This window comes from Sphingomonas sp. IC-11, assembly GCF_021043365.1.
Lineage (GTDB): Bacteria > Pseudomonadota > Alphaproteobacteria > Sphingomonadales > Sphingomonadaceae > Sphingomonas.
In genome coordinates, this window is record NZ_JAJNDU010000001.1 from 1677358 (window position 1) to 1700854 (window position 23497).

21 protein-coding genes and 1 pseudogene are annotated in these 23497 nt (G+C 63.7%); 9 read left to right on the top strand and 13 right to left on the bottom strand.

Annotation, left to right across the window (positions count from 1 at the left end; genetic code table 11):
- Positions 1-32 precede the first annotated feature (32 nt).
- Together LQ954_RS08125 and LQ954_RS08130 are read left to right on the top strand one after the other, a co-directional pair.
- Positions 33-1463: an AMP nucleosidase gene (locus LQ954_RS08125; RefSeq protein ID WP_231022603.1), complete on the top strand. Its 1431-nt coding sequence runs from the start codon at positions 33-35 to the stop codon at positions 1461-1463.
- Between the two features lie 76 nt (positions 1464-1539).
- Positions 1540-2103 carry a hypothetical protein gene (locus LQ954_RS08130; protein ID WP_231022604.1) on the top strand — a complete coding sequence of 188 codons (564 nt, stop codon included), beginning with the start codon at positions 1540-1542 and terminating at the stop codon, positions 2101-2103.
- Between the two features lie 109 nt (positions 2104-2212).
- Here LQ954_RS08130 and LQ954_RS08135 read toward each other — a convergent pair whose 3' ends face one another.
- From LQ954_RS08135 to LQ954_RS08145, 3 genes are read right to left on the bottom strand one after another with little or no spacing between them, the layout of a single operon-like run.
- The gene (locus tag LQ954_RS08135; protein ID WP_231022605.1) at positions 2213-4048 is read right to left on the bottom strand and encodes a M2 family metallopeptidase; all 1836 of its coding nucleotides are present in this window, start codon (positions 4046-4048) and stop codon (positions 2213-2215) included.
- 54 nt (positions 4049-4102) lie between these two features.
- Positions 4103-4864, bottom strand: a complete 762-nt coding sequence (locus LQ954_RS08140; protein ID WP_415837048.1) for an alpha/beta fold hydrolase — start codon at positions 4862-4864, stop codon at positions 4103-4105.
- Positions 4845-5279 carry a GFA family protein gene (locus LQ954_RS08145; protein WP_415837047.1) on the bottom strand — a complete coding sequence of 145 codons (435 nt, stop codon included), beginning with the start codon at positions 5277-5279 and terminating at the stop codon, positions 4845-4847. The genes LQ954_RS08140 and LQ954_RS08145 overlap by 20 nt, the downstream gene beginning before the upstream one ends.
- Between LQ954_RS08145 and LQ954_RS08150 the strand changes: the two genes are divergently transcribed.
- Genes LQ954_RS08150 through LQ954_RS08160 form a run of 3 tightly spaced genes read left to right on the top strand, consistent with a single transcriptional unit; the run spans position 5278 to position 8510 of the window.
- Positions 5278-5850, top strand: coding sequence for a MarR family winged helix-turn-helix transcriptional regulator (locus tag LQ954_RS08150; RefSeq protein ID WP_330999949.1), 573 nt, complete (start codon positions 5278-5280; stop codon positions 5848-5850). The genes LQ954_RS08145 and LQ954_RS08150 overlap by 2 nt on opposite strands.
- On the top strand, positions 5843-6922 hold the full coding sequence (locus tag LQ954_RS08155; protein WP_231022607.1) for an HlyD family secretion protein: 1080 nt from the start codon (positions 5843-5845) through the stop codon (positions 6920-6922). The genes LQ954_RS08150 and LQ954_RS08155 overlap by 8 nt, the downstream gene beginning before the upstream one ends.
- A gap of 1 nt (position 6923) precedes the next feature.
- Positions 6924-8510 carry a DHA2 family efflux MFS transporter permease subunit gene (locus LQ954_RS08160; RefSeq protein WP_231022608.1) on the top strand — a complete coding sequence of 529 codons (1587 nt, stop codon included), beginning with the start codon at positions 6924-6926 and terminating at the stop codon, positions 8508-8510.
- A 112-nt stretch (positions 8511-8622) separates the two neighbouring features.
- Here the strand turns inward: LQ954_RS08160 and LQ954_RS08165 are convergent, their stop codons facing one another.
- Positions 8623-9651 carry an aspartate-semialdehyde dehydrogenase gene (locus LQ954_RS08165; RefSeq protein ID WP_227769947.1) on the bottom strand — a complete coding sequence of 343 codons (1029 nt, stop codon included), beginning with the start codon at positions 9649-9651 and terminating at the stop codon, positions 8623-8625.
- Positions 9652-9717: 66 nt separating this feature from the next.
- A complete protein-coding gene (locus tag LQ954_RS08170) occupies positions 9718-11949 on the bottom strand; it encodes a S9 family peptidase (protein ID WP_443026607.1) in 2232 nt (743 codons plus the stop codon).
- 214 nt (positions 11950-12163) lie between these two features.
- Between LQ954_RS08170 and LQ954_RS08175 the strand changes: the two genes are divergently transcribed.
- Positions 12164-13228, top strand: a complete 1065-nt coding sequence (locus LQ954_RS08175) for a potassium channel family protein (protein WP_227769945.1) — start codon at positions 12164-12166, stop codon at positions 13226-13228.
- 105 nt (positions 13229-13333) lie between these two features.
- Here LQ954_RS08175 and rplS read toward each other — a convergent pair whose 3' ends face one another.
- The 3 genes and pseudogenes from rplS to LQ954_RS08190 all read right to left on the bottom strand — a co-directional run bounded on the left by rplS (position 13334) and on the right by LQ954_RS08190 (position 15962).
- Entirely contained in the window at positions 13334-13720 is a 387-nt protein-coding gene (gene rplS, locus LQ954_RS08180; protein ID WP_227771019.1) for a 50S ribosomal protein L19, read from the bottom strand.
- Positions 13721-13732: 12 nt separating this feature from the next.
- Positions 13733-14451 (bottom strand): annotated as a pseudogene (gene trmD / locus LQ954_RS08185) (tRNA (guanosine(37)-N1)-methyltransferase TrmD); the annotation flags it as partial.
- A complete protein-coding gene (locus tag LQ954_RS08190) occupies positions 14448-15962 on the bottom strand; it encodes a serine hydrolase domain-containing protein (protein ID WP_231022611.1) in 1515 nt (504 codons plus the stop codon). The gene LQ954_RS08190 and the pseudogene trmD, both read right to left, overlap by 4 nt.
- A 171-nt stretch (positions 15963-16133) precedes the next feature.
- On the opposite strand from LQ954_RS08190, the gene LQ954_RS08195 reads away from it, so the two are divergent.
- Positions 16134-17039 (top strand): NAD(P)/FAD-dependent oxidoreductase, encoded by a 906-nt coding sequence (locus LQ954_RS08195; protein WP_231022750.1) that lies wholly within the window; start codon positions 16134-16136, stop codon positions 17037-17039.
- Between the two features lie 83 nt (positions 17040-17122).
- On the opposite strand, the gene rimM is transcribed toward LQ954_RS08195, so the two are convergent.
- The 4 genes from rimM to ffh are packed head-to-tail and all read right to left on the bottom strand — an operon-like array spanning position 17123 to position 19726.
- Positions 17123-17566 carry a ribosome maturation factor RimM gene (gene rimM / locus LQ954_RS08200; protein WP_227769942.1) on the bottom strand — a complete coding sequence of 148 codons (444 nt, stop codon included), beginning with the start codon at positions 17564-17566 and terminating at the stop codon, positions 17123-17125.
- A gap of 13 nt (positions 17567-17579) precedes the next feature.
- Entirely contained in the window at positions 17580-17717 is a 138-nt protein-coding gene (locus tag LQ954_RS08205) for a hypothetical protein (protein ID WP_227769941.1), read from the bottom strand.
- A 48-nt stretch (positions 17718-17765) separates the two neighbouring features.
- Complete coding sequence (gene rpsP / locus LQ954_RS08210) at positions 17766-18179, bottom strand: 30S ribosomal protein S16 (protein WP_227769940.1); 414 nt, start codon at positions 18177-18179, stop codon at positions 17766-17768.
- A 32-nt stretch (positions 18180-18211) separates the two neighbouring features.
- Positions 18212-19726: a signal recognition particle protein gene (gene ffh, locus LQ954_RS08215; RefSeq protein ID WP_227769939.1), complete on the bottom strand. Its 1515-nt coding sequence runs from the start codon at positions 19724-19726 to the stop codon at positions 18212-18214.
- Positions 19727-19922: 196 nt separating this feature from the next.
- Here ffh and LQ954_RS08220 point away from each other — a divergent pair, with 196 nt between their 5' ends.
- Positions 19923-21539 (top strand): putative bifunctional diguanylate cyclase/phosphodiesterase, encoded by a 1617-nt coding sequence (locus LQ954_RS08220; protein ID WP_231022612.1) that lies wholly within the window; start codon positions 19923-19925, stop codon positions 21537-21539.
- Between the two features lie 16 nt (positions 21540-21555).
- Here the strand turns inward: LQ954_RS08220 and LQ954_RS08225 are convergent, their stop codons facing one another.
- Positions 21556-23064, bottom strand: coding sequence for a YifB family Mg chelatase-like AAA ATPase (locus LQ954_RS08225; protein ID WP_231022613.1), 1509 nt, complete (start codon positions 23062-23064; stop codon positions 21556-21558).
- Positions 23065-23167: 103 nt separating this feature from the next.
- Here LQ954_RS08225 and LQ954_RS08230 point away from each other — a divergent pair, with 103 nt between their 5' ends.
- Positions 23168-23446 carry a hypothetical protein gene (locus tag LQ954_RS08230; RefSeq protein ID WP_231022614.1) on the top strand — a complete coding sequence of 93 codons (279 nt, stop codon included), beginning with the start codon at positions 23168-23170 and terminating at the stop codon, positions 23444-23446.
- Positions 23447-23497 lie beyond the last annotated feature (51 nt).

Here is a 23497-nt window from a genome sequence, read left to right on the forward strand (position 1 = left end):
CCAGTGTCACCGACGCGGCGTAACCATCCGCGATGACTGCTCAAGAGATCGTTGCCGAACTAGACCGGCTCTACACCGACGCTGTTGCCCGCCTACAAGCTGCGCTGAACCTTTATTTAACCGAAGGTGTCGCGCCCTCGACTGAGGCCCGCCGCAACGGTTCATTTGCTTATCCGGAAATCCGCCTCCGGTTCACTGGCGGTATCGATCGCCCCACGCCGCTCCGCTCATTCGGCCGGCTGGTGACTCCCGGTGAATACCGCATCTCCGTCACCAAGCCTGGGCTGTTTGCCGAGTATCTCATCGAGCAGCTAACCCTGCTGATGGAGGATTATGACGTAACGGTGGAGGCGGCCCCTGGCGCAACGGAAATCCCCTTCCCCTATGTGCTCGATGCCGGTCACGCACTGAGCCTGGATGAAGTGTCGGCCGCTGAATTGGCGCGCCACTTTCCGGCGACAGAGCTCGCGCACATCGGCGACGAAATCGCCGATGGACTGTGGGCCTCCATAGATGGCACCCGCCCCCTCGCCCTCTTTGACGCGCTTCGTACCGATTTCAGCCTTGCCCGACTGCGGCACTACACCGGCACCGCGCCGGAACACGTCCAGCGTTATGTGCTCTTCACGAACTATCATCGCTATGTCGATGAATTCGTCAGGTGGGCCACGGCACAGGTGGGCGGCGACAGTCGCTTCACCGCGCTTGCGGGTCCGGGTGGTGTGATGTTCCGGCCGGGGGATGATCCCGCCGTGCTGGACGACACGGCGTGGCGCCGGCTCCAGATGCCGGCCTATCACCTGATGGCGCCTGATCGCGCCGGCATCACGCTGGTCAACATCGGCGTGGGCCCTTCCAACGCAAAGACGATCACCGATCACTTGGCCGTGACTCGGCCGGACGCGTGGATGATGATCGGCCATTGCGGCGGATTGCGCCCCTCACAGCGGATTGGCGACTATGTGCTGGCGCACGCCTATCTGCGCGATGATCACGTGCTCGATGACATGCTCCCGCCGGAGATCCCGGTACCGGCCATCGCTGAGGTCCAGCAAGCCCTGGCTCGCGCCGCGGAGACCGTCTCCGGCCAGTCCGGGGAGGAACTGAAGCGCCGCCTGCGCACGGGGACGATCGTGACCACCGACGATCGAAATTGGGAATTACGCTACAGCCGGTCCGCGCTTCGCTTCTCGTTGAGCCGCGCTGTCGGCATCGACATGGAGTCGGCGACGATTGCCGCGCAGGGTTTCCGTTTCCGAGTCCCTTATGGCACGCTGCTTTGCGTATCGGACAAGCCGCTCCACGGCGAGTTGAAGCTGCCGGGGCAGGCAAATCGCTTTTACGAGCGCGCGATCTCCGAACACATGCGGATCGGGATCGAAACCTGTGAGGAGCTGCGCCGCGAGGGGCAGAAGCTTCACAGCCGCAAGCTGCGGGCCTTCAACGAGCCGCCCTTCCGCTGAGCTACGTTCCACCGAGGAAACGATTCAGCGAGTCACTGCGTTACGCTCCCCATTCAGGCAGAAAGGGGAGCTGACTATGGCCGACAACGAAGAAACGCCGCCCGCTGCGCCCAAGCCGCCCGCTCGTCGGGCTCCGCGCAAAAGCACGGCGTCGAAGTCGGCCCCGGACAAGCCCGCAAGCAAGCCGCGGCGCAAGCCAGCCGCGGCGAAGAGCGAGAGCGCTGCGGAGCCGGCAACCGTCAGAAAGCCGCCGGCGCCTCCCAAGCCGCGTTCGACAAAACGGGCGACCCCGCCCCCCAAGCGCCCGGCGAAACCCAAGGCAGAAGCGCCGCCCGAGTCCGAAAAGACGCCCGTCTGGAAGAGCAAGGCGGCGCTCGCCGGCGGCTTGGCGGCCGTAGGTGCAGCCGCAACCGCGGCCTTGCTGTCGCTGCGCGGTTCCACGCCGAAGAAGAATGCTGACCAGAAGCCGGACGGAAAGCCCGAAGAGGCCGCTGGGGAAGGCACCTCCTCACCCCCCAAGTCAGCAGACGACAAGTCACATGCGCACATGCCGGACGGGCAGGACGCGACTGACTCGTTCGAGGCGGGCATCGCGGACGAGAACATCATCCCTGATGAGGTCCCGAACCAGCCAAAATAAGGGTTTGCGGGCCGCAGCCGGCGAGCAGCGGCCCTATGCCCCACGTTCCACGACAGTCACCGTCAGGCACCGCTACGCATAAGCCGTAGCGGTGCCCGACTTCTGATTGTTACCAGCCGCTCGGCTTGCCCTTGTTCTGCTGATCCAGCCACTTCTTCAGCGGGGCGAAGTACGCGACCATCGATTTGCCCGACATTTCCCGCGTGCCCGTGAACGCCTGCAGCGCATCGGGCCAGGGCTTGGACTGACCCATCTTCAGCATAGCGTCCAGCTTCGCTCCCACTTCCTTGTTGCCGTAGAACGAGCATCGATGGAGCGGCCCCTTCCAGCCAACCTGACGGCAGGCAGCTTCATAGAACTGGAACTGCAGCAAGCGCGCGAGGAAGTAGCGGGTGTAGGGAACCGCCGCGGGTACGTGATACTTCGCACCAGGGTCGAACTTGGTCTCGTCGCGTGCAACGGGTGGCACGATGCCCTGATATTGCAGCCGCAGCTTGTCCCAGCCCGCCTGCATCTGTCCTTCCGGGATTTCCCCCGAGAACACCTGCCAGCGCCACTTGTCGACCAGCAATCCGAACGGCAGGAACGCCACCTTGTCCATCGCCTGACGCAGCAGCAGGCCGATATCCTTGTCTGCGGATGGCACCTTGGCCGGATCAAGTAGATTGATCTTCACCAGATAGTCCGGCGTGATCGACAGCGCGACGAAGTCGCCGATCGCTTCGTGGAAACCATCGTTTGCACCGCTCCTGTAAAGTAGCGGCTGCTGGTTGTACGCCCGCTGATAGTAATTGTGGCCGAGTTCGTGATGGATCGTGACGAAGTCGTCAGAATTCACCTTCGTGCACATCTTGATGCGCAGATCATCGACGTTGTCGACGTTCCAGGCGCTGGCATGGCAGATGACCTCGCGATCCTGTGGCTTCACAATCTGCGACCGCTGCCAGAACGTTTCCGGAAGAGGTGCAAAGCCCAGCGAAGAATAGAAGCCCTCGCCGGTCTTCACCATCTTCACCGGATCATATTGCTTGGCCTTCAGCAGATCGCCGATGTCATAGCCCAGGTCACCCGCGCCGGCCGGAGCCACGACGTCATAGATGTTGCCCCATTCCTGGGCCCACATATTGCCAAGCAGATCCGCGCGGATCGGGCCCGTCTTGGGCTGCACGGCGTCGCCGTACTTCTCGTTCAGCTTCCAGCGAACATAGGTGTGCAGCGACTTGTACAGCGGCTCCACCTCGTTCCACAGCTTGTCCGTCAGTGCCGCGAACTGGTCCGGTCCCATATCGTAGCCGGAACGCCACAGCGCGCCCGTGTCCTTGAACCCCAGGCCCGTCGCACCTTCATTGGCAAGCTTGGTCATCGCGGCATAATCCTGCCGCATCGGCGCGCCGACATTGTCGTGCCAGCTTACCCACATCTCCTTCAGCTTCTCAGGATCCCGCGAGTCGCCCATCGCCGCTTCGATGTCGGATCCATTGATCGGCTTCCCATCAAGCGTTCCCCGCCCCTTGCCATAGCTGGACGACATGCGCGTGTTCAGGGTCGATAGCTCTTCGGCCGCGCCCGGCCGGTTCGGCGCTGGAAGCGTTACCCCGCCGGCCATGATGTAGAGCTTGCGCGCCGTATCGGCGGAGAGGCCCCGCACGTTGCGGTACTTTGCAGCCTCGGTGGCAAGCTGCACCTGCCGTTCCGTGAACCGCCCGCCAGCTTTCGCGGCGAGCGCGTCCGTGTCGTCGGTGATGTACGTGGCGTTCACCCAGGAGATCTGAGCGAGTTCCACGCTGGTACCGGCAAGCTCCTTTTCCGCGGCAGCGACAAAGGCATCGGCCTGCGCTGCAGTGGGCGCAGCCCGCGTGGCAGCAGGAGCAGCCTGCTGGGCCAAGGCGGGTTGCACCGCAAGCGCTACCGCCAGGGCGGCAAGCGAAACGATCTGACGATTCATGGTGAGTCCTGATGTGTCGTTATGTTGTCACACTGAGCGCAGCGGACGAGCGGGTCAACCCGCGAGAAAATCTGCAATCGCCTGGCCAAGCTCAGCTTTTGTCACCGAACTCATATGGTTGCCCGGCACTTCCACCAGACGGGCATTGGGCAACGCGCCTGCGAGGGCTGCCGCAGAGCCATTGTCGTCATCTTCCCGGCCATTCACCACTAGAGTCGGCTGGTCAAAGCCTTCTACGGCGCTCAACGGGGTCGAAACAAACGTATCCAGGACGCCGAGCAACGCCACCGGATCACCTCCGGTAGTCTTCAGGAACGCCTCTGCCATCCAAGCCGGGCTTCCTCGTTCATGCGAGCCCAGGTTGGTAAGGATATGCCGGAAGTGGCTCTGCCGCCTTTCCGAATTGGTGAGCCCCTCAAGCCCCATGCCGGAAAAAACGATCCGCTGCGGCGTCGCGCCGGTCGCCAGCATCCGGGCCGTCGTTCGCGCGCCGAGCGAGTATCCGCCAAGATCGTAATCGGACAGGCCGAGGTGCGCGATCAAGGCATGACCGTCCTTTGCAAGCGCGTCGGGTGGGTAAGCCGCGGCGTCATGCGGCTTATCACTCTCCCCATGCGCACGCAGGTCAGGCATGATCACCCGGCGCCCCTTTCCCGCAATTGCCTCCGCATGACCGTAGCGGATCCAATTCGTGTTCGCGTCCGAGAAATAGCCGTGGAGCAGGAGAACAGGTCGCCCCTGCCCCATCTCATGCCACGCCAGCCTCGTTCCATCGAAGCTGGCAAAATGATGCGTCTCAATCGGGAGTTTTGCCACAAGCGTCCATCCAGCGTTTCACGACGTTCTCATTCTCTTCGCTTCGGACTCGTGGCAAGCCTCGCGTGTCGATCCAGGCCTCGTGCATGCTTTCAACGGCATAATGATGCACCGGCTTGAACCGCCCAGGATCGTCAAAGCTGCCGACGGTGATGTCCACGTTTTCCGCGTGCTCCAAAAACGCGAAGCCCAGCGGCGTGCCGCAGGCAGAGCAGAACGGCCGATGAGCGATCGGCGACGAACGATACCAGTCCGGGCTACTCTCCCACCTCAATTTCGCGGCGGGCACGTTAACAAACGCAATCGACACGCCGCCCGTGGCACGCTGGCACATCCGGCAATGGCATAGATAGGCGTCATCGCTGTCGATTTCGGCTGCATACCGGATCCGTCCGCATTGGCAGCCGCCCTTCATGACCGTCATCGACCTGCTCCTCACGATACCTGAACGCCCGACGATGCCGCTACGCTGCAAGAACCTTCCGCGCCCGCACTTCCGACAACACTTCCATTATATAAGCTTGCTTATTATGTGCCGGCGTATGACAGACACGTTCGGATTCCTGTTGAGCGATACGGCGCGCATGCTGCGCAAACGCTTTGACGAGCGGGCGCGGCAACACGGCGCGACTCGCGCGCAGTGGAAGGCGTTGTCGGGCATCAGCAGAAACGAGGGGATCAACCAGGGGAACTTGGCCGATCTGCTCGAGGTAGAGCCGATCACCCTGTGCCGGCTTATCGATCGCATGGAAGAAAGCGGTCTGGTTGAACGGCGTCGCGATCCGAATGATCGGCGAGCCTGGCAGTTGTTCCTGACCGAGAAGGCAGGCCCTGTACTGGAAGAGCTGCACGCCACGGCGGACGAGTTGATGACTCAGGCACTGCTCGGCGTCTCCGAGCCTCAGATCGAGATGATGACCGGTCTTCTCAACCGCATCCGCAACAATCTCTGCTCAACCGAGACCAAGGAGGTCGTCCATGGCTGATGCCGATCCGAAGCCGTGTTCGGCCGCCGAGTCACAGATCGCCATGGATGCGCCTGCACCTGAACAGTCGGCAAAGCGGCGCAGCCTGATGCGGCCGTTGCTGATGTTTGGCCTTCCGCTCCTGATCGCGCTGGTTGCCGGCTACTTATACCTGACGTCCGGCCGATACATCTCGACGGACAACGCCTATGTGCGTCAGGACGTCATCTCGGTGAGCCCGGACGTATCCGGGCGCATCGTCGCCGTGAACGTGAAGGAAAATCAGCGCATAAAGGCGGGGGACGTCCTTTTTCAGATCGATCCTGAGCCTTATCGCATCGCTCTTGCTCAGGCCAATGCAGACCTTGCGGCTGCACGGGTTCAGGTTGCGACCATGGCGACGGACAGCAGCAGCGCTGCCGCGGATATCGAAAGCGCCCGTGCCGAGTTGACGCTGGCCGAGGCTACCTATCAGCGCCAGAACGAACTGATGAAGCGCGGCTTTACCACCCGCGCAAGCTTCGACGCTGCCGTTCAGGATGTCGCCGCCGCGCGAGCCAAGATCGCAACAGGCCAAGCTGCTGCAGCACGGGCCCGTCAGCAGATCGGTAGCGGCGGGGGATCGGGCCAGCCCGCAGCCATTCAGGTCGCCTTGGCGAAGCGAGCCCAGGCAGCAATGAACCTGGAGCGTACCACGGTGCGAGCGCCCTCTGACGGCGTGGTCAGCCAGACCAGCCGGCTTCAGGTGGGCAATATCACCCCGTCGGGAGTTCCCGCCCTCAGCCTGGTGGTCAGCGATCAGGCCTGGGTCGAGGCGAACTTCAAGGAGACTGATCTCGATCACATGCGAGTGGGTCAGGCTGCCGAACTGGAGTTCGATGCGTATCCGGGCCTCAAGGTTCATGGCCGGGTGCAGTCGATCGGCGCCGGGACGGGCAGCGAGTTCTCCGTTCTTCCCGCACAGAATGCCAACGGGAATTGGGTGAAGGTAACGCAGCGAGTCCCGGTGCGGATCGCGATCAACGGCAAACCACCTCGCGTGATGATCGCCGGCCTCTCCACGGACGTCAGAGTCGATACCGGGGCCCGCTGACATGGCGTCACGGGCAGCGGCCGCAACACCGCCGGGGCGGCAAGCTCCGGCGGCGGCAAATCTCACCGACGGGAAGCCGCTGCTGGAAACGAACAATCGCGGTCTGCTGACGATCGGCATCATGGGTGCCATGATCATGCAGATCCTGGACACCACGATCGCCAACGTGGCGCTGCCACATATGATGACCAGCCTCGGCGCCACGGTGGATACCGTCACTTGGGTGCTGACGAGCTACATCGTGGCGACGGCGATCGCGCTCCCGGCGACAGGCTGGCTTTCCGATCGCGTTGGAAGCCGGAACCTGTTCCTCATTGCGGTAGGCGGCTTCATCGTCGCTTCCATGCTCTGCGGCATTGCCACGAGCCTTGAAGAGATGGTGATCTTCCGCGTCTTCCAGGGCGTTTTTGCCGCCTTTATCAATCCTTTGTCCCAGACATCGATGCTGGACATCAACCCTCCAGGCAATGCCGCCAAGGCGATGAGCGTCTGGGGCATGGGCGTGATGGTCGGCCCGATCATGGGTCCGGTGCTCGGCGGATGGCTGACCGAAAGCTATAACTGGCGCTGGGTGTTCTACGTCAACGTACCGGTCGGGGCGCTGACGTTCGCGATCCTCTGGTTTCTACTACCCAGCCGGCCCAAGGCTGTACGATCGTTCGACTTTGCCGGCTTCGTTTACCTCGGGGTCGCCGTAGCGGCATTTCAGCTGATGCTGGACCGGGGGCAAAGCGAGGATTGGTTCGACAGTTGGGAAGTGATCATCGAAGCGCTGGTGACGGTAGCGTTTACCTGGCTGTCGATTTTCCACTTCGCCACGGCCAAAAAGCCGTTGTTCGATCGAGCGCTGTTCCGGAACCGGAACCTGGTGACCGGCCTGCTCTTCATGCTGGTGGTCGGTATCTCGACCATGGCGCCGATGGCGCTGCTGCCGCCGATGCTCCAGAACCTGTTCGGCTATCCGGTTATCGATACGGGCGTGATGATGGCGCCGCGCGGCATTGGCGTCCTGTTCACCATGTGGCTGGCCGGCCAGATGATGGGGAAGGTCGACACGCGCATCGTCATCATGGTGGGGCTGGTTATATTTGGCGTATCGCTGCGCCAGATGTCCGGCTTTTCCCTTGAGCAGGATTTCTGGCCGGTGATCACCGCGGGCTTCGTTCAGGGACTGGGCATGGGGCTGGTCTTCATGCCGCTGAACGCCCTCGCCTTTGCCACCCTAGACGGACGTTATCGGACCGACGGGTCGAGCCTGCTGAACCTGTTCCGGTCGATCGGGCAGTCAGCCGGCATTTCCATGGTCACCGTGCTGCTCGCTCGTAATACGCAGATCAGCCATGCGGACTTGGCGCAGCACGTTACCCGGAACACCATTGCGGGCTTCGATCTCGCACGGCTCAGCGAACTTGGCTCCCTGTCGGACGCTGCCATGTCGATGGCAGACGCGATGGTGAACAAGCAGGCGGCAATGATCGCCTATCTCGATGATTTCTACTTGATGAGCTGGATTTCGTTCGCGGCCGTTCCCTTGGTGCTGCTGTTGCAGAAGCCAAAGGGCAAGATCGAGGTGGTGCACAGCGAGTGACCTCCAGCGGGTGATCTCGCGGTCCCCATGCACGTCGCAACAGACGAAAACGGGGGCGCCCCCGTTGGAAGCGCCCCCGCATTGATCGAGCGAACCTAGACGAAAGAAGGCGTTAGGCCGCCTTCTTCAGGTGCCGGCGCCCCAGCAACTCCGCGATCTGCACTGCGTTGAGCGCCGCGCCCTTGCGCAGGTTGTCGCTCACGCACCAGAGCGACAGACCATTCTCGACCGTGGAGTCTTCCCGCACGCGGCTGATGAAGGTGGCATAATCGCCCACGCACTCCACAGGGGTGACGTAGCCGCCATCCTCACGCTTATCGACCAGCATCACGCCGGGCGCCTCGCGCAGGATCTTCTGCGCCTCTTCCGCGGAAATTTCGTTCTCGAACTCGATGTTGATCGCCTCTGAATGTCCGACGAACACGGGCACCCGCACGCAGGTGGCGGTGACTTTCACCTTCGGATCGAGGATCTTCTTGGTCTCCACCACCATCTTCCACTCTTCCTTGGTCGAGCCGTCCTCAAGGAAGCTGTCGATGTGCGGAATGACGTTGAAGGCGATCTGCTTGGTGAACTTCTTGGCCTCGGCCTGATCGCCGACGAAGATGTTCCGGCTCTGCTCGAACAGTTCGTCCATGCCCTGCTTGCCGGCTCCCGAAACCGACTGATAGGTCGCCACCACCACGCGCTTGATCTTTGCGACGTCGTGCAACGGCTTCAGGGCCACCACCATCTGCGCCGTGGAGCAATTCGGATTGGCAATGATGTTCTTCTTGCGGAAGCCATCGATGTCACCGGGGTTTACCTCAGGGACAATCAGCGGCACGTCTGGATCCATGCGGTACAGCGACGAATTGTCGATCACCGTGCAGCCAACCGCCGCGAACTTGGGAGCATAAACCTTGGTCGCCTCGCTGCCGATCGCGAACAGGGCGAAATCCCAACCGGTCGGATCGAAATGCTCGATGTTCTGGACCTTCAGCATCCGGCCCGTCTCGCCATATTCGATCTGGTCACCGACCGATCGAGAGGAGGCGAGTACGGCAATCTCGTCAGCCGGAAACTCGCGCTCAGCGAGGATGTTGATCATCTCGCGCCCGACATTGCCCGTCGCTCCAGCGACCACCACCCGGTAACCCATAAACCAGTCCTTCAACTCGTAACCGCGCGGCCTTAGCCGCGCGCGAAAGATTCTGCCAACAAAGCTTTACTTTACGCCATTTTTCGTCACATGCCGGTCAAGGAAGTTGAGCATCGTCGTCCAGGGATGGATCTCCCGCACCGCGCCGTGTGCCTTGCCAGGATACAGCATCATCTCGAAGGGCTTGTTGGCGGACTGCATCCGGGCCGCAAACGCAGTTGCATTGTCGAGGAACACGTTGTCATCGGCCATGCCGTGCATCAGCATCAGTGGATCGCTGATCCGGGCCGCTTGCTCCAGCGCACTGGAGCCACGGTAAGCCTCCGCATCGCGCGTCGGATCACCCATGTAACGCTCTGTATAATGAGTATCATACAACGCCCAGTCCGTGACCGGCGCGCCTGAGATACCGGCCGCGAACACGCCCGGGTGTGCTTCCATCATCTTCAGGGTCAGATAGCCGCCGTAGGACCAGCCATAGATCGCGATCTTGTCCGGATCCACGAACGGGAGCGATTTCAGGTAACCGGCACCGGCGAGTTGGTCGTCCACCTCGACCGTGCCCATCGCGTGCCAGATTGCGTCCTCAAATGCTTTGCCACGATTGTCCGAACCGCGATTGTCGATCTGAAAAACGATCCATCCCTGCTGCACCAGGAACTGGCGCAGCGGCATGTTGCCGGGCCAATCGCGCCACACGTCCTGGCTGCCGGGACCGCCATAGTGCATGAAGAAGACGGGGTATCGCTTGCCCTTCTGCAGCACCGGCGTGATCATCTGCCAGTGCAAGGGCGTACCGTCCGCAGCCTTGATGGTGCCGAACTCGGTCGGGCGGTGCGTGGCCAGGAACGGCGCATAGGGGTGATCGCCTGCGACCGCATTCTCGTTCACCCAGGCAATCCGCTTGCCATTTGCGTCGGCGATATAGGTCTGCCTGGGCTGGCTCGGGTTGGATCGGCTGATGATGAAGCGCGTTCCTGCGCCATCCGCCACCACTCCGCCGAGAGACCATCCGGCCTCGGTCAGCCGGGTGATCTGCTCCGGCCGCGCCAGGTTGAGCGCGTAGACGTGGCGTTCAAGCACGCCATCCTTGTTGGCGGTAAAGACCACCCGGCCATTTGCCTCATCCACGGCAACCAGCGAGTCGACCACCCACTGCCCCTTGGTAAGCTGGGTCCAGTTGCCCGCCTTCCAGCGATACAAATGGCCGAAGCCGTCCCGCTCCGACCGCCAGATCAGGCTCCCGTCGCTAAGCAGCCGATAAGCGTCGGAAAGGTTGACCCAGCTCTTCTCGCCTGCCCGCTCGCTGAACAGCACGGTCGACTTGCCGGTCGCTGGATCGACTCGAAGCATGTCCAGCGTACGCTGGTCTCGCGACTGCCGCTGTACCAGCAACGCCGAACCATCCGGCAGCCAATCCACCCTGGCGAGATAAATGTCGCGCTCCGGTCCGAGGTCTACCTTTACCTTGCCCGTTCCATCCGGCTTCATGATGAAGAGATCGACCAGGACGTTCGGCGTCCCTGCCGCTGGGTAGCGCTGTTGGTAGATACTGGTGCCGGTGGCGCCGATCGAAGCCCGGGTAAACACACGCACCGGCGCCTCGTCGAACCGCTCGACGGCCAACAGCCGGTCGTTCGGCGACCACCAATAGCCGGTTCGCCGATGCATTTCCTCCTGCGCGACAAATTCTGCCTCGCCGAAGTGAACGGTACCGCTGCCCTCCGTGGTCAGCTGGCGCGCACCACCGCCGGCGGCGGGCTGCACCCACAGGTTCTGATCGCGGACGAAGCTGACGTAGGTGCCGCGCGGGGATACCACTGGGTTCAGTGCGCCCCGCGTTCCATCCAGCCGCTGAACGTTGCCATCGAGAGTGGCGACGAACAACTCGCCGTCCACCGGCACCAGGATCGACTTGCCATCCGGGGCCCAATCGTAGTCGAGGATGCCGGTCTTTCCGGTCTTGGACCGGTCGCGCTCGCGCTGCATCTTTTCCGCCTCGGAAAGTTCAGCGCCGCTACCAACCTTGCGCGAGTCCACCAGCATGCGGGATTGCCCGGTACGGGTGTCCATCGCCCACAGATCGAAGCGGTTGCGCTCGTCGGAACGCGGCCGCACCGACGTCAGCAGCGTGCCGTCGGGCGAAAGGCGCAACGCTTGGGGCTGACCGCCGGCAAGATCAGGGCTTGCGAACACACGCTGGAGGGTCAACTTCTCCGGCGGCATAGGTGACTTAGCCATCGCAGCGCCTGCCCAGATCGTTAGCCCGGCTCCGATCGCCGCCATCCATATGCGCATTCACTCTTCCCAAATGCAGTGAGCCAGCGGGTTAGCCCGGCTTCCGCCGAAGCGCAAAGCGCGCAGCCGCGATCCCGCCGGCGCAGCACCAGGGGATTGTGCGCCCGGCGTACCTGCTGGCCACCTCCCGCACGGGAGACGACCTGATGGTCGGCCCGCCCTGCGACGGCAGGGGATCTCGACTTGGTACGGCTTGCGGGTTTAGGTCGCGGCAATGCGCCTGAACAAGCACGTCAAGGATCTGCACCTGCGGCGCCGCAGCGCGCTGCCGGACTGGGCCAGCCTTGGACTTCGCGTCGCACTGGCGCTGGCGCTGATCGGGGTGGCGCTGGGCGGGCACTGGTTCGACCGCGAAGGTTTGCGCGACAACATCGATGGGTCGATCAGCTTCACGGACGTACTGTACTTCACCATGATCACCGTCACGACGGTGGGTTACGGCGACATTGTTCCGGTAACGGACAGCGCACGGCTGTTCGATACCTTCATCGTCACGCCTATCCGCTTGTTCGTGTGGCTGATCTTCCTAGGGACAGCTTATGACTTCCTGTTGCGGCGCACATGGCAAAGGTGGCGGATGAGGGTCATCCAACGTCAGTTGAGCGGCCATGTCGTGATCGCCGGTTATGGCACCAGCGGCACTGAGGCGCTCCGGGAGCTGATCCGGCGAGAAGTGGATCCGGCAAACATCGTCGTCATTGATCGCGACGAGCGGGCGCTTTCCGATGCCGAGGGATGTGGCGCTGTCGTTCTGGACGGTGATGCGACGCGTGACGCGACCCTGCAGATTGCCCGCATCGATCACGCCGCAACGCTGATGGTCTCTGCCGGGCGAGACGATACTACGATCCTGATCGTTCTGACGGCGCGCCGCCTTTCGGGACAGGTTCGGATCAGCGCGGTAATACGATCCGATGACAACGAGCCGCTCGCGCGCCAGGCGGGCGCGGACGTCGTGATCAATCCGGCGAGCTTTGCCGGGCTGTTGCTTGCGGGATCCACCAATGGTCCGCACGTCTCTGAATATTTGACTGATCTCGCCGCGGCCCACGGCCGCGTGGCCTTGCACGAAAGAGATGCGACGGCGGACGACGTCGGTCGGCCGCTAACCGGCCTTGCCACGGGGTTGGGCGTGCGCATGTTCAGGGGCGGCCTATGCATCGGCTTTGATCAGCCTGAGGCCGCATCCGTACAACTGGGCGATCGCATCGTGGAGATCGTTCGGGGCAGCGCTGATCTTCAGGGCGATCCGCCAAGGAGCCATCCGCGCGCTTCCTGATCCGCTTCGCGCCCGAGGGCATCCGCGTCGGCCGGCGACCTGACCAATAAAAAAAGGCGCCGGTGGTGGACCACCGACGCCTTTTCGACTGATTGCGCTGAGGGATTACTCCGCAGCGGCAGCCGTCGGACGGTTGTCGCGACGCTCGGCGATACGCGCCGACTTGCCCGTACGACCGCGCAGGTAATAGAGCTTCGCGCGACGGACGGCGCCCTTACGCACCACCTCGATCGAATCAACGTTCGGCGAGTACAGCGGGAACACGCGCTCCACGCCCTCACCAAACGAGATCTTGCGGACGGTGAACGACGAGCCCATGCCCTTGTTCGAACGCGCGATGCACACGCCTTCGTAGTTCTGGACGCGGGTACGCTCACCCTCGACGACCTTCACACCGACCTTGAGCGTATCACCCGGGCGGAATTCCGGGATCTTCTTGTTCGCGGTCAGCTTGGCAATCTGCTCGGCTTCGAGCTGCTGGATCAGGTTCATAAACTTCATTCCTGTTCGTCGCCGCGCGCCAGAGGGCGGTTGACCCGAGCGCCGACGTGGCGCTCCCACAGGTCCGGCCGCCGTAGCCGTGTATCTTCCTCCGCCCGGCGCTGACGCCAGGCGGCGATTTTCGCATGATCCCCCGATCGCAGCACTTCGGGGATCGTGCGCCCTTCCCATTCCTGAGGTCGGGTATAATGCGGATACTCGAGCAGGCCGCTTTCGTGGCTTTCCTCGACACCGCTTGAAGCGGCGCCCATTACGCCGGGAAGCAGCCGGACGCAAGCGTCCAGGAGGACCAGCGCGGCCGTCTCCCCACCGGACAGCACATAGTCGCCGATCGAAACCTCCTCGATTTGGCGACCCTCGAACAAGCGCTCGTCAAAACCCTCGAAGCGCCCGCACAGAATGATGGCGCCCGGCCCTGCCGCAAGCGCGCGCACCCGCGCCTGGGTCAGCGGCTTGCCCCGCGGAGTCATGGCAAGAACCGGTCGGCCTTGCCCCTGCGCGTCCACCGCCGCTGACAGGATATCGACCCGCAGTACCATTCCCGCCCCACCGCCCGCCGGCGTGTCGTCCACCGTGCGGTGGCGGTCGGTAGCGAAGTCGCGAATATTGACGGCGTCGAGCGCCCAACGTCCCTCCGCCAGCGCCCTGCCGGCGATGGCATAGCCAAGTGGCCCGGGGAACATCTCGGGGTAAAGCGTCAGGACGGTTGCATGAAAGGTCACTCGGCGGCGGTAAAGCTCAACACCTGAAGACTCAACGCTGGTGTCGGCGCACGCTGCACCCGTCCGGCGACGTTGCCGTTGGCGCACGTCCAGGTGAACGTGCCCTCCATGGCAGAGATGGGCATAATCGGCGCATCGGTGCGACAGGCGCCGACGCGCTCCTTCAGTTCAACGATATCCTTGCGACGCCGGGCCAGATCGCGATCAAGCGCCACGTTGTTCGCCAGCGGCGCGCGAGCGGGATCACCGCGCTTCCACACATCGCGCGCGATGTCATAGGCGCGGGCAAGGTCAGTGGAGACCGGAAGCGCGCGTTCATCCGCAAGCCCGGCCTGACGCAACTGGTAGAGCACCTCCAGCACCGGCTTGCTGGGCCCGGCATAGGTCCGGTTCGCGAAGGCGAATACACCCACGCCTGCGTCCGGCAACATCATTACGATCGAGCCATAGCCTGGGTAACCGCCGCTGTGAGACACGATGCGGCCGACATCACAGTCATTCACGACGGACCAGCCCATCCCATAAGCCGTGGCCACCCGACACATCCGTCCGGACGCGCTCGCTTTGTCTACCGTGCTTACGAAATTGGCGCCCTCGACAATCTCGCGAACTGTCGCACGCTTTATCGGACCGGCTTCGGCGCCGTCGCGGGCCGGCCAGCCAGAGAGAAGAAAGGCAACCCAGCGCCAGTAATCATTGGCACTGGTCTGCACCCCGCCCATCGCTCCAAACGCGCCGTCCGCCATGTCCGGTTCGCGAACCCAGGCGTCGTCCTGCCAGCGATAACCAAGAGCACGCACGTCCTGTGGCCCGTTCAGCACATCATAGCCTGTGGACGTCATCCCCAAGGGCGCCATGATCTCGCGGCGTATGTAGTCCTGGTAGCGGACCCCCGACACATTGCTCACGATCCGTCCCAGCGTGGCATAACCAAGGTTGGAATATTCCATTCGTTGACCGGGCGTCTGGGCGAACGGCACGCCCGACTTAAGCATGGCACTGAAAGCGGCTTCCGGCAGGGGCTGCTGCCGATCGCCCCAAGGATTGTCTTCAACGAAACCGGCAGTGTGGTGGAGCAGATCCGCCACCCGGATCCGCCGACTGTCCGCGCTGGGGTATGTCCAGCCGCGCATTTCGGGGACATAGCGTTCCGCCGGCGCATCCAGCGACAGGCGATCTTCGTCGCGCAGCTTCAGGATCGCCATGGCAGTGAAGGCCTTCGACATGGACGCAATACGAAACAGGCTGTCGGGCGTCACCGGCTTACCACTGGCGACGTTCTGCACGCCGAGCCCCCGCACCAGGACGAGTTTGCCGTCTTGCACCACGCCATAGACCAGCCCCGGCACATGGGTCTGCTTCATCCACGTGTCGAAGATCATGGTAAGCTGCGGCTCAAGGCCCTCCACGCTTGATGCGCGGGGTGCAGCAGCAGGCGCAGGTGCCACCACCTGCGCTGAGGCAGCAGTCGATGAGGCAAGCAGCAAGGCAGCAGATAACGCGCGGATCATGATCTTCCCCCGGGTCGTATTCGGGTGCCAGCGTTACCTGCCGCCCTTTGCCCGTCAACTACGACGGGCAACGCGGAACCGTCGTCGTCGATCGGGGCGGGCGAAACGGCCTCTCCCCGAAGCGCCGTTTCGGTGATGGAACCACCTGCGCTCTTGATCGCTCCGACCGCCATGCATGATTGTGTCATCATCGGCGGCGGACCGGCAGGACTGACGTCCGCCATTTATCTCGCCCGTTTTCACCTCGACATTCTGTTGTTCGACAACGGATCCAGCCGAGCCGCCCTGATCCCCTGCACCCACAATCACGCCGGTTTTCCGGGGGGGATCAGCGGCAAAGACCTGCTCGGGCGGATGAGCGAACAGGCCGCCTCCTTTGGCGTAAGGCGCCATCACGCACACGTCACCGGGATTGAGCCACAGGAGGACACCTTCCTCGTCCGCACTTCCGACATGGAGGTTCAGGCCAGGACAGTGCTGCTGGCGACCGGCGTGGTGAACAACCGACCCGACATGGATGATGCGCTGCATGACCGCGCCCTGGAACAAGGACTGCTTCGCTATTGCCCGATCTGCGACGGCTATGAGGTCACGGACAAGCGGATCGGGGTGATCGGAACCGGCAGCCACGGCATGCGGGAAGCGCTCTTCCTGCGCGGGTATTCCAGAGACATCACCCTGATTGCGCCGAATGCCGAGCACATGCTTGACGAAGAATGCGCTGCCGCACTTGATACTGCCGGCATCGCCCGCGTCGACGGCCCGTGTGGCGGCTTCGCGATCGAAGACGGACAGTTCGCCATGGATAGTGCAGCGGGACGCCTGCGCTTCGACAGCGTTTATCCCGCGCTGGGATCAAAGATCCGCTCTGAACTCGCGCTGGCAGCAGGCGCGCGCGGCACCGACGACGGCTGCATCGTCACGGACGAGCATCAACGTACCACGCTGCCCGGGCTGTACGCCGCAGGGGATGTCGTCAGGGGATTGGATCAGATCAGCCACGCCATGGGTCAGGCCGGGGTCGCCGCCACAACGATTCGTAACGAGCTCAGCGAGCGACGCGCGCTGCGACGTTAGATGCTGGACCTTGACGGTGAAGGCAGGATCAGCGGCAGGGATCAGCCGCTCATTGCGCGGAGCCACCGGCTCTCACGCGCCGATCACTCGGCTGCGAATGCCTCGGCAACGACCAGCCGTTCGCTATCCCATTCAGGCACAGCCTGCTGGTTCATGGGCACCATGAAACGCTTGCCGGTCGGCCGCTCGATTTCAATCACGTCGCCAGCCCCGAAATTTTCGACGGCAACGACTTGCCCAATCACCTCACCGGCTTCGGATGTGACGGGGAGCCCGAGCAAATCGGCATGATAATATTCCCCCTCCTCAAGAGGAGGCAGCGCCGATCGCGGCACCGTCAACTCGGTTCCGCGCAGCGCTTCTGCGGCGTTGCGGTCCAGTACTTCGGCGAACCGGGCGATGTTGCCGCGAAGCGACCGGAGCGTCAGCGCTCCGTTGTTGAACGACGTGAACGCCGCCACATCGTCGGCGAAAAGCTTCAGCTTCACTTCGCCGGCGATGCCGTGCGGCCCCGTCACCGCCGCCATGACGACGGTAGGCTCACCCGTTAGGTGAGCCTTCGTCGCCGGCCGGGGCGTCGTCGCGCCCTTCAGCTGGGTCGGGGGCGGAGACCCCTTCGTTGCTGGCGACCTTTTCGTCGTCATCATTGGCGGTCCGGGGGTCAGGATCTGGAATCATGGCGAGCTCCTTTCAGCGAAAGGAACGCGCCATGATCGGATCGGATGCTTACTCGGCGGTTGCTTCGGCCGCTTCGGTCTCGCCCGAACCTGCGTTCGCCGCTTCAGCCTCAGCCTCCTGCTGTGCCTTCAGCTTCTCGGCGCGCTCCTCGGCGCGCTCCTTGGCCTTCTCGCCCGGCTCGGCCTTCTTCGGGTTGTTGCGGGCCGCACGCTCACGCACGCCAGCCGCGTCGAGGAAGCGAGCAACGCGGTCGGTCGGCTGCGCACCGTTGCTCAGCCAGTGACGGGCACGCTCGGCGTCCAGCACAATGCGCTTCTCGTCGTCCTTGGCGAGCAGCGGGTTGTAGTTGCCGATCTTCTCGATGAAACGGCCATCGCGGGGGCTACGCGCATCGGCAACGACAATGCGGTAATAAGGACGCTTCTTCGAACCGCCACGCGACAGGCGAATGCTCAGTGCCATTGTAGTCTCTTCCTTCTACGTATCTGAAAAAATTACTTCTTGAACTTCGGAAATCCCGGCGGCAGCGCGCCACCACCGCCCAAACCAGGCAGGCCCGGCAGCCCACCGCCACCCGCCTTGCCCAGCATGTCGCCAAGCTCCGGGCCGCCGATGGCATTGCCGATGCCGGCCATGCCGCCGCCAGGGCCACCTTTGCCGAGCATGGCCAGCATGCCCTTGATGCCGCCCATCTTGCGGATCTTCTTCATCGCCGTGGACATCTCCTGATGCATCTTCAGGAGCTTGTTCACGTCCTGAACGGTCGTGCCGCTGCCCTTGGCGATGCGGATCTTGCGCTTGGCGTTGATCAGTTCCGGCTTGGCGCGCTCCTTGGGCGTCATCGAGGTGATCATCGCGTCCATACGAAGCAGGATGCGTTCATCGACCGCGCCGTTGGCCATCGCCGCCTGCGCCTTCTTCATGCCCGGGATCATGCCCGCGAGCGCGCCAAGGCCGCCCATGCGCCGCATCTGCGCCAGCTGGCCGCGCAGGTCGTTCATGTCGAACTGACCCTTGGCCAGCTTCGCAGCCATGCGTTCGGCGTCTTCCTGCTGGATCGACTCCGCCGCCTTTTCGACGAGGCTGACGACGTCGCCCATGCCGAGGATACGGCCGGCAACGCGCTCGGCATGGAACGCCTCGAGCGCATCCATCTTTTCGCCGACGCCGGCGAACTTGATCGGCTTGCCAGTGACGGCGCGCATCGAAAGCGCCGCGCCGCCGCGCGCGTCGCCATCCATCCGGGTCAGCACGACACCGGTGAGCGGCACCTGATCGGAGAAGCTTTGGGCGACGTTGACCGCGTCCTGCCCCGTCAGCGAGTCGACGACGAGCAGGATTTCCTGCGGCGTCGCGATTTCCGCGACGGCCTTCATCTCGTCCATCAACGCCTGGTCGACGTGCAAGCGGCCCGCCGTATCGAGCATCAGGACGTCGAAACCCTGCAGCTTCGCGGCCTGCAGCGCCCGCCGCGCAATCTCCACCGGTTGCTGGCCCGGCACGATGGGCAGCGTCTGGACCTCGACCTGCTTGCCGAGCGTCGCGAGCTGCTCCTGCGCAGCAGGACGATTGACGTCGAGCGACGCCATCAGCACCTTCTTGCGATCGCGACCCATCTGGCCGCCCGACAACCGCTTGGCGATCTTCGCGGTGGTAGTCGTCTTGCCCGAACCCTGCAGGCCGACCATCATCACCACCGCCGGCGGCGTGACGTCGATCTTCAGCTCGGCGGCCTGCGGATCTTCCCCGCCCAGCATCGCGACCAGCGCGTCATGGACGATCTTGACGACCTGCTGGCCCGGTGTGACCGAGCGAAGCACGTTCTGGCCGATCGCCTTCTCGGTTGCATCGTCGACGAACTGACGCGCAACCGGCAGCGCGACGTCCGCCTCCAGCAGGGCGACGCGCACTTCGCGCATCGCTTGGCGCACGTCCGCCTCCGTCAGCGCGCCGCGGCCGCGCAGACGATCGAACACACCGCCAAGACGATCGCTCAGGCTGTCGAACATCGCGTCAAAACTCCTTCACCCGCCCAAACGCAAAAGCGCCGGCGGGCGAAACCTCGCCGGCCAGCGTGCACCACATGGGCGCTTGTCATCAGCGTTCAACACGGAACGTGCGCGCCCTGTAACGCAACAAGCCAGCAAGGGCAAGCCGCGGCACCATTAACGCCTTCTACATACTATCGTCGCAAAGTGGCAGGACATGGATGAGTCCACCGCCTACGAGCCCGCGCGTCCTGCCGGGGGCGAGACGCGCGCGACGCCGGTCGGCCTCGCGACGATGGCGGCCGTCGCATTGTGCGTGGTCGTCATGGCCGCAGTGATCATAGCCGTTATCCGAAACGGGTCGGCAGCGGCGGAACCGCTGGTATGGCCGCTCATCATCGCACTTCTGCTGAATCTTGCGGTCATTCTCGTCGGTCGCAAACGCCACGTGGAGCTCGCACAGCGATTGCACCATCATCTGGACAGCAGCGAAGGTGCGCGTCGACTTTCCCTCAACGATCCCCTCACCGGTTTTCTGAACCGGCGCGCCCTGGTCGAAGAAGGCGCGGCGATGATCCAGGACGCTACGCAGCGCCGCCTCGCCGTTGCGATGCTCATGATCGACCTCGATCGGTTCAAGACGATTAACGATCTGCACGGCCACGCGGTTGGCGACGCGCTGCTTGCCCGCATCGCGACGGAGATTCGCAACGAACTTCCGCCCTTGTCCCTCGCTGCGCGCGTCGGGGGGGACGAGTTTGCCTGCGTCTTCATCTTCAATCCATCCGAGCCGAAGACGGTGCAGCGTATCGCGGAACGGCTGGTCAGCCGGCTGGCGCGCCCGGTTGATCTTGGCGATACGTCGATCCGTGTTTCCGCCTCGATCGGGATCGCGCGCTCCGATCAGGAGCGCACCTCGGTCGAAGCCCTCATTCGGGCGGCAGACATCGCGATGTATGCCGCAAAGGAAGCCGGCCGAAATCGCTTCAGCTGGTTCGATCCGGACATGGCCCGCGCGCTGCACGCCCGCAACGAGTTGGAGAGCGCGCTTCGCGCCGCCATCCCGGCCGGGCAGATCGTGCCCTATTTCGACCAGCAGATCGATCTGAGCAGTGGCCAGCTGCTCGGCTTTGAAGTGCTCGCGCGGTGGGAACATCCGATACACGGTCAGATCAAACCGGATCGCTTCATCCCCATTGCCGAACAGACCGGCATGATAGCCGATCTTTCCCAGTCTCTGATGAGCCAAGCCCTCCAGGCCGCTCGCGATTGGGATCCGGCACTAACCATCTCGATCAACGTCTCGCCCGTCCAATTGCGCGATGCTTGGCTGCCGCAGAAGATCATCAAGCTACTGCTGGAAACCGGATTCCCCGCGCATCGGCTGGAGATCGAGATCACCGAACGGGCATTGCTCGAGAATCTGCCGCTTGCTCAATCCATTATCGGCAGCCTGAAGAACCAGGGCATCCGCGTCGCGCTCGACGATTTCGGCACTGGCTATTCCAGCCTCGGCCACCTGCGCGCGCTTCCCTTTGACCGGATCAAGATCGACCGCAGCTTCGTGCAGGCGATCGCTGATGATCAGGACAGCGCCGCCCTTGTGGGTGCCGTCGCCAGTGTCGGGGCTAGCCTGAACCTGCCGGTGACCGCGGAAGGCATTGAGGATCTTGCGCTGGAAGCGCGGATGCGCGCACTCGGGTGCGCGCGCGGACAGGGATATCTGTACGGCCGCCCGATGGACGCGGCGAATACGCGTCGGCTGCTGGCCGAGCGCCGTCTGCTAGCCGCCGGCAGCGCAGCGTCAGAAGCTGAGCGCCGCCTCGTCGGCTGAGCGAGCGGGACGCCGCCTAGTTCCTCGGCGGCTGCCGTCGATAGCTCAGCGCCTCGGCCACATGAAGGCGTCCGATCTCGGCACTGCCGGCCATGTCAGCGATCGTGCGCGCCACCCGCAGGATGCGGGTATAACCGCGAGCGGATAGCCGCATCGCTTCGGCCGCCTGCGCCAGCAGGGCGCGACCGGCAGGATCAGGCGTCGCGAACTTCTCCAGCAGCTCGCCATCGATTTCCGCATTCGTGCGGATCCCGGCTTCGCGATAACGCTCCGCCTGGGCGCTGCGCACTGCAGCGACTCGCGTCGCGACCTCCGCCGATCCTTCCGCGGAGGGTGGCAGCATCAGGTCCACGGCACTGACCGCCTGCACTTCCACGTGCAGGTCGATCCGGTCGAGCAGCGGACCAGAAACCTTCGCCTGGTAATCCGCCGCGCATTTTGGAGCTCTTGCGCACGCGAGCCCCGCATCGCCAAGATAGCCGCACCGGCAGGGGTTCATCGCCGCGACCAACTGAACTTTCGCGGGGAACGTAACGTGCGCATTGGCCCGGGCCACGCTGACGTTCCCGGACTCGAGCGGCTGCCGCAGCGAGTCGAGGACGGCGCGCTGGAACTCAGGCAACTCGTCGAGAAAGAGTACGCCGAGGTGCGCCATGCTCACCTCGCCCGGCCGCACCTTCAGCCCGCCGCCCGTCAGCGCCGCCATGGAGGCAGAGTGATGCGGTGCGCGGAAGGGGCGGGTGCGCGTCAGCCGCCCACCCTCCAGCGTGCCGGCCACCGACTGCACCGTGGAGACCTCAAGCGCTTCCCCGGGGTCGAGCGGCGGCAGTATTCCCGGCAAGCACGCCGCCATCAGCGACTTGCCCGAGCCCGGCGGCCCGACCATCAGCAGATTGTGGTTGCCGGCCGCTGCAATCTCCAGCGCGCGTTTTGCCGTTTCCTGACCACGGACCTGCCGCAAGTCGGGGCCTTTTGCGCTCGTCTCTACGTCGCCGGCGCGCGGTGCCGGCAAAAGGCCATGGCCTTTCAGATGATTGATGAGCGACAGGAGGTCGGGTGCGGCGACCACGTCGATTGATCCACTCCAGGCTGCCTCTGCGCCTTGGGAGGCGGGACAAATCAGCCCATTGCCGATTTCCGCCGCGTGCAGCGCCGCCAGCAACACGCCCGGCGAGGGCGCGAGCCGGCCATCCAGTGTCAGTTCGCCAACAATAACATATTCGGCCAGCGCTTCGGCATCGACCACCCCCATCGCGGCCAGCAGGCCAAGCGCAATCGGCAGGTCGAAATGTGACCCCTCCTTAGGCAAATCCGCCGGCGACAGGTTGACCGCGATTCTCTTCGGCGGCAGCGCAAGCCCCATTGCGGCGATCGCTCCCCGAACCCGCTCGCGACTCTCACCCACCGCTTTATCGGCCAGTCCGACCAGATTGAATGCTGGCAAGCCTGCAATCAGCTGCACCTGCACTTCAACGGCGCGCGCCTCCAATCCGAGATACGCTACCGTTGCGACGATCGCCGCCATAGATCCCCCCTGCTCCCCACCCCTGCTCATACCGGCTTTCCGGCCGCTGCGAAGCTCCCGCGCGCGTCTTGCCAATGCAACACACCTTCGCCACATGGCTGCCATGCGCGACCGCCATCCTGTGATGCGTATTCTGCAACTGACCCTCGGTGGGCTCCTGCTTGTGGGTGCCGCGCTGATGGGTCCCCTGCCCGGCCCTGGCGGCATCTTCCTGTTTGCAGGGGGAATGATCCTGATCCTGCGCAACTCGCGCTGGGCTCAGGTGCGCTGGGCGCGGGTGAAGCGGCGCTGGCCGCGCATTGGCAACATGGTCGATCGGGTCATGCGCCGGCCCAGCGAGCGGCGGCGGCGCGCGCGCGATCGTGTCCTCGGCTCGCGTTGACTTGCACCGCGCCTTCGCTTATGCCGCGCACCATTCGGGCCGTCCCTCGTG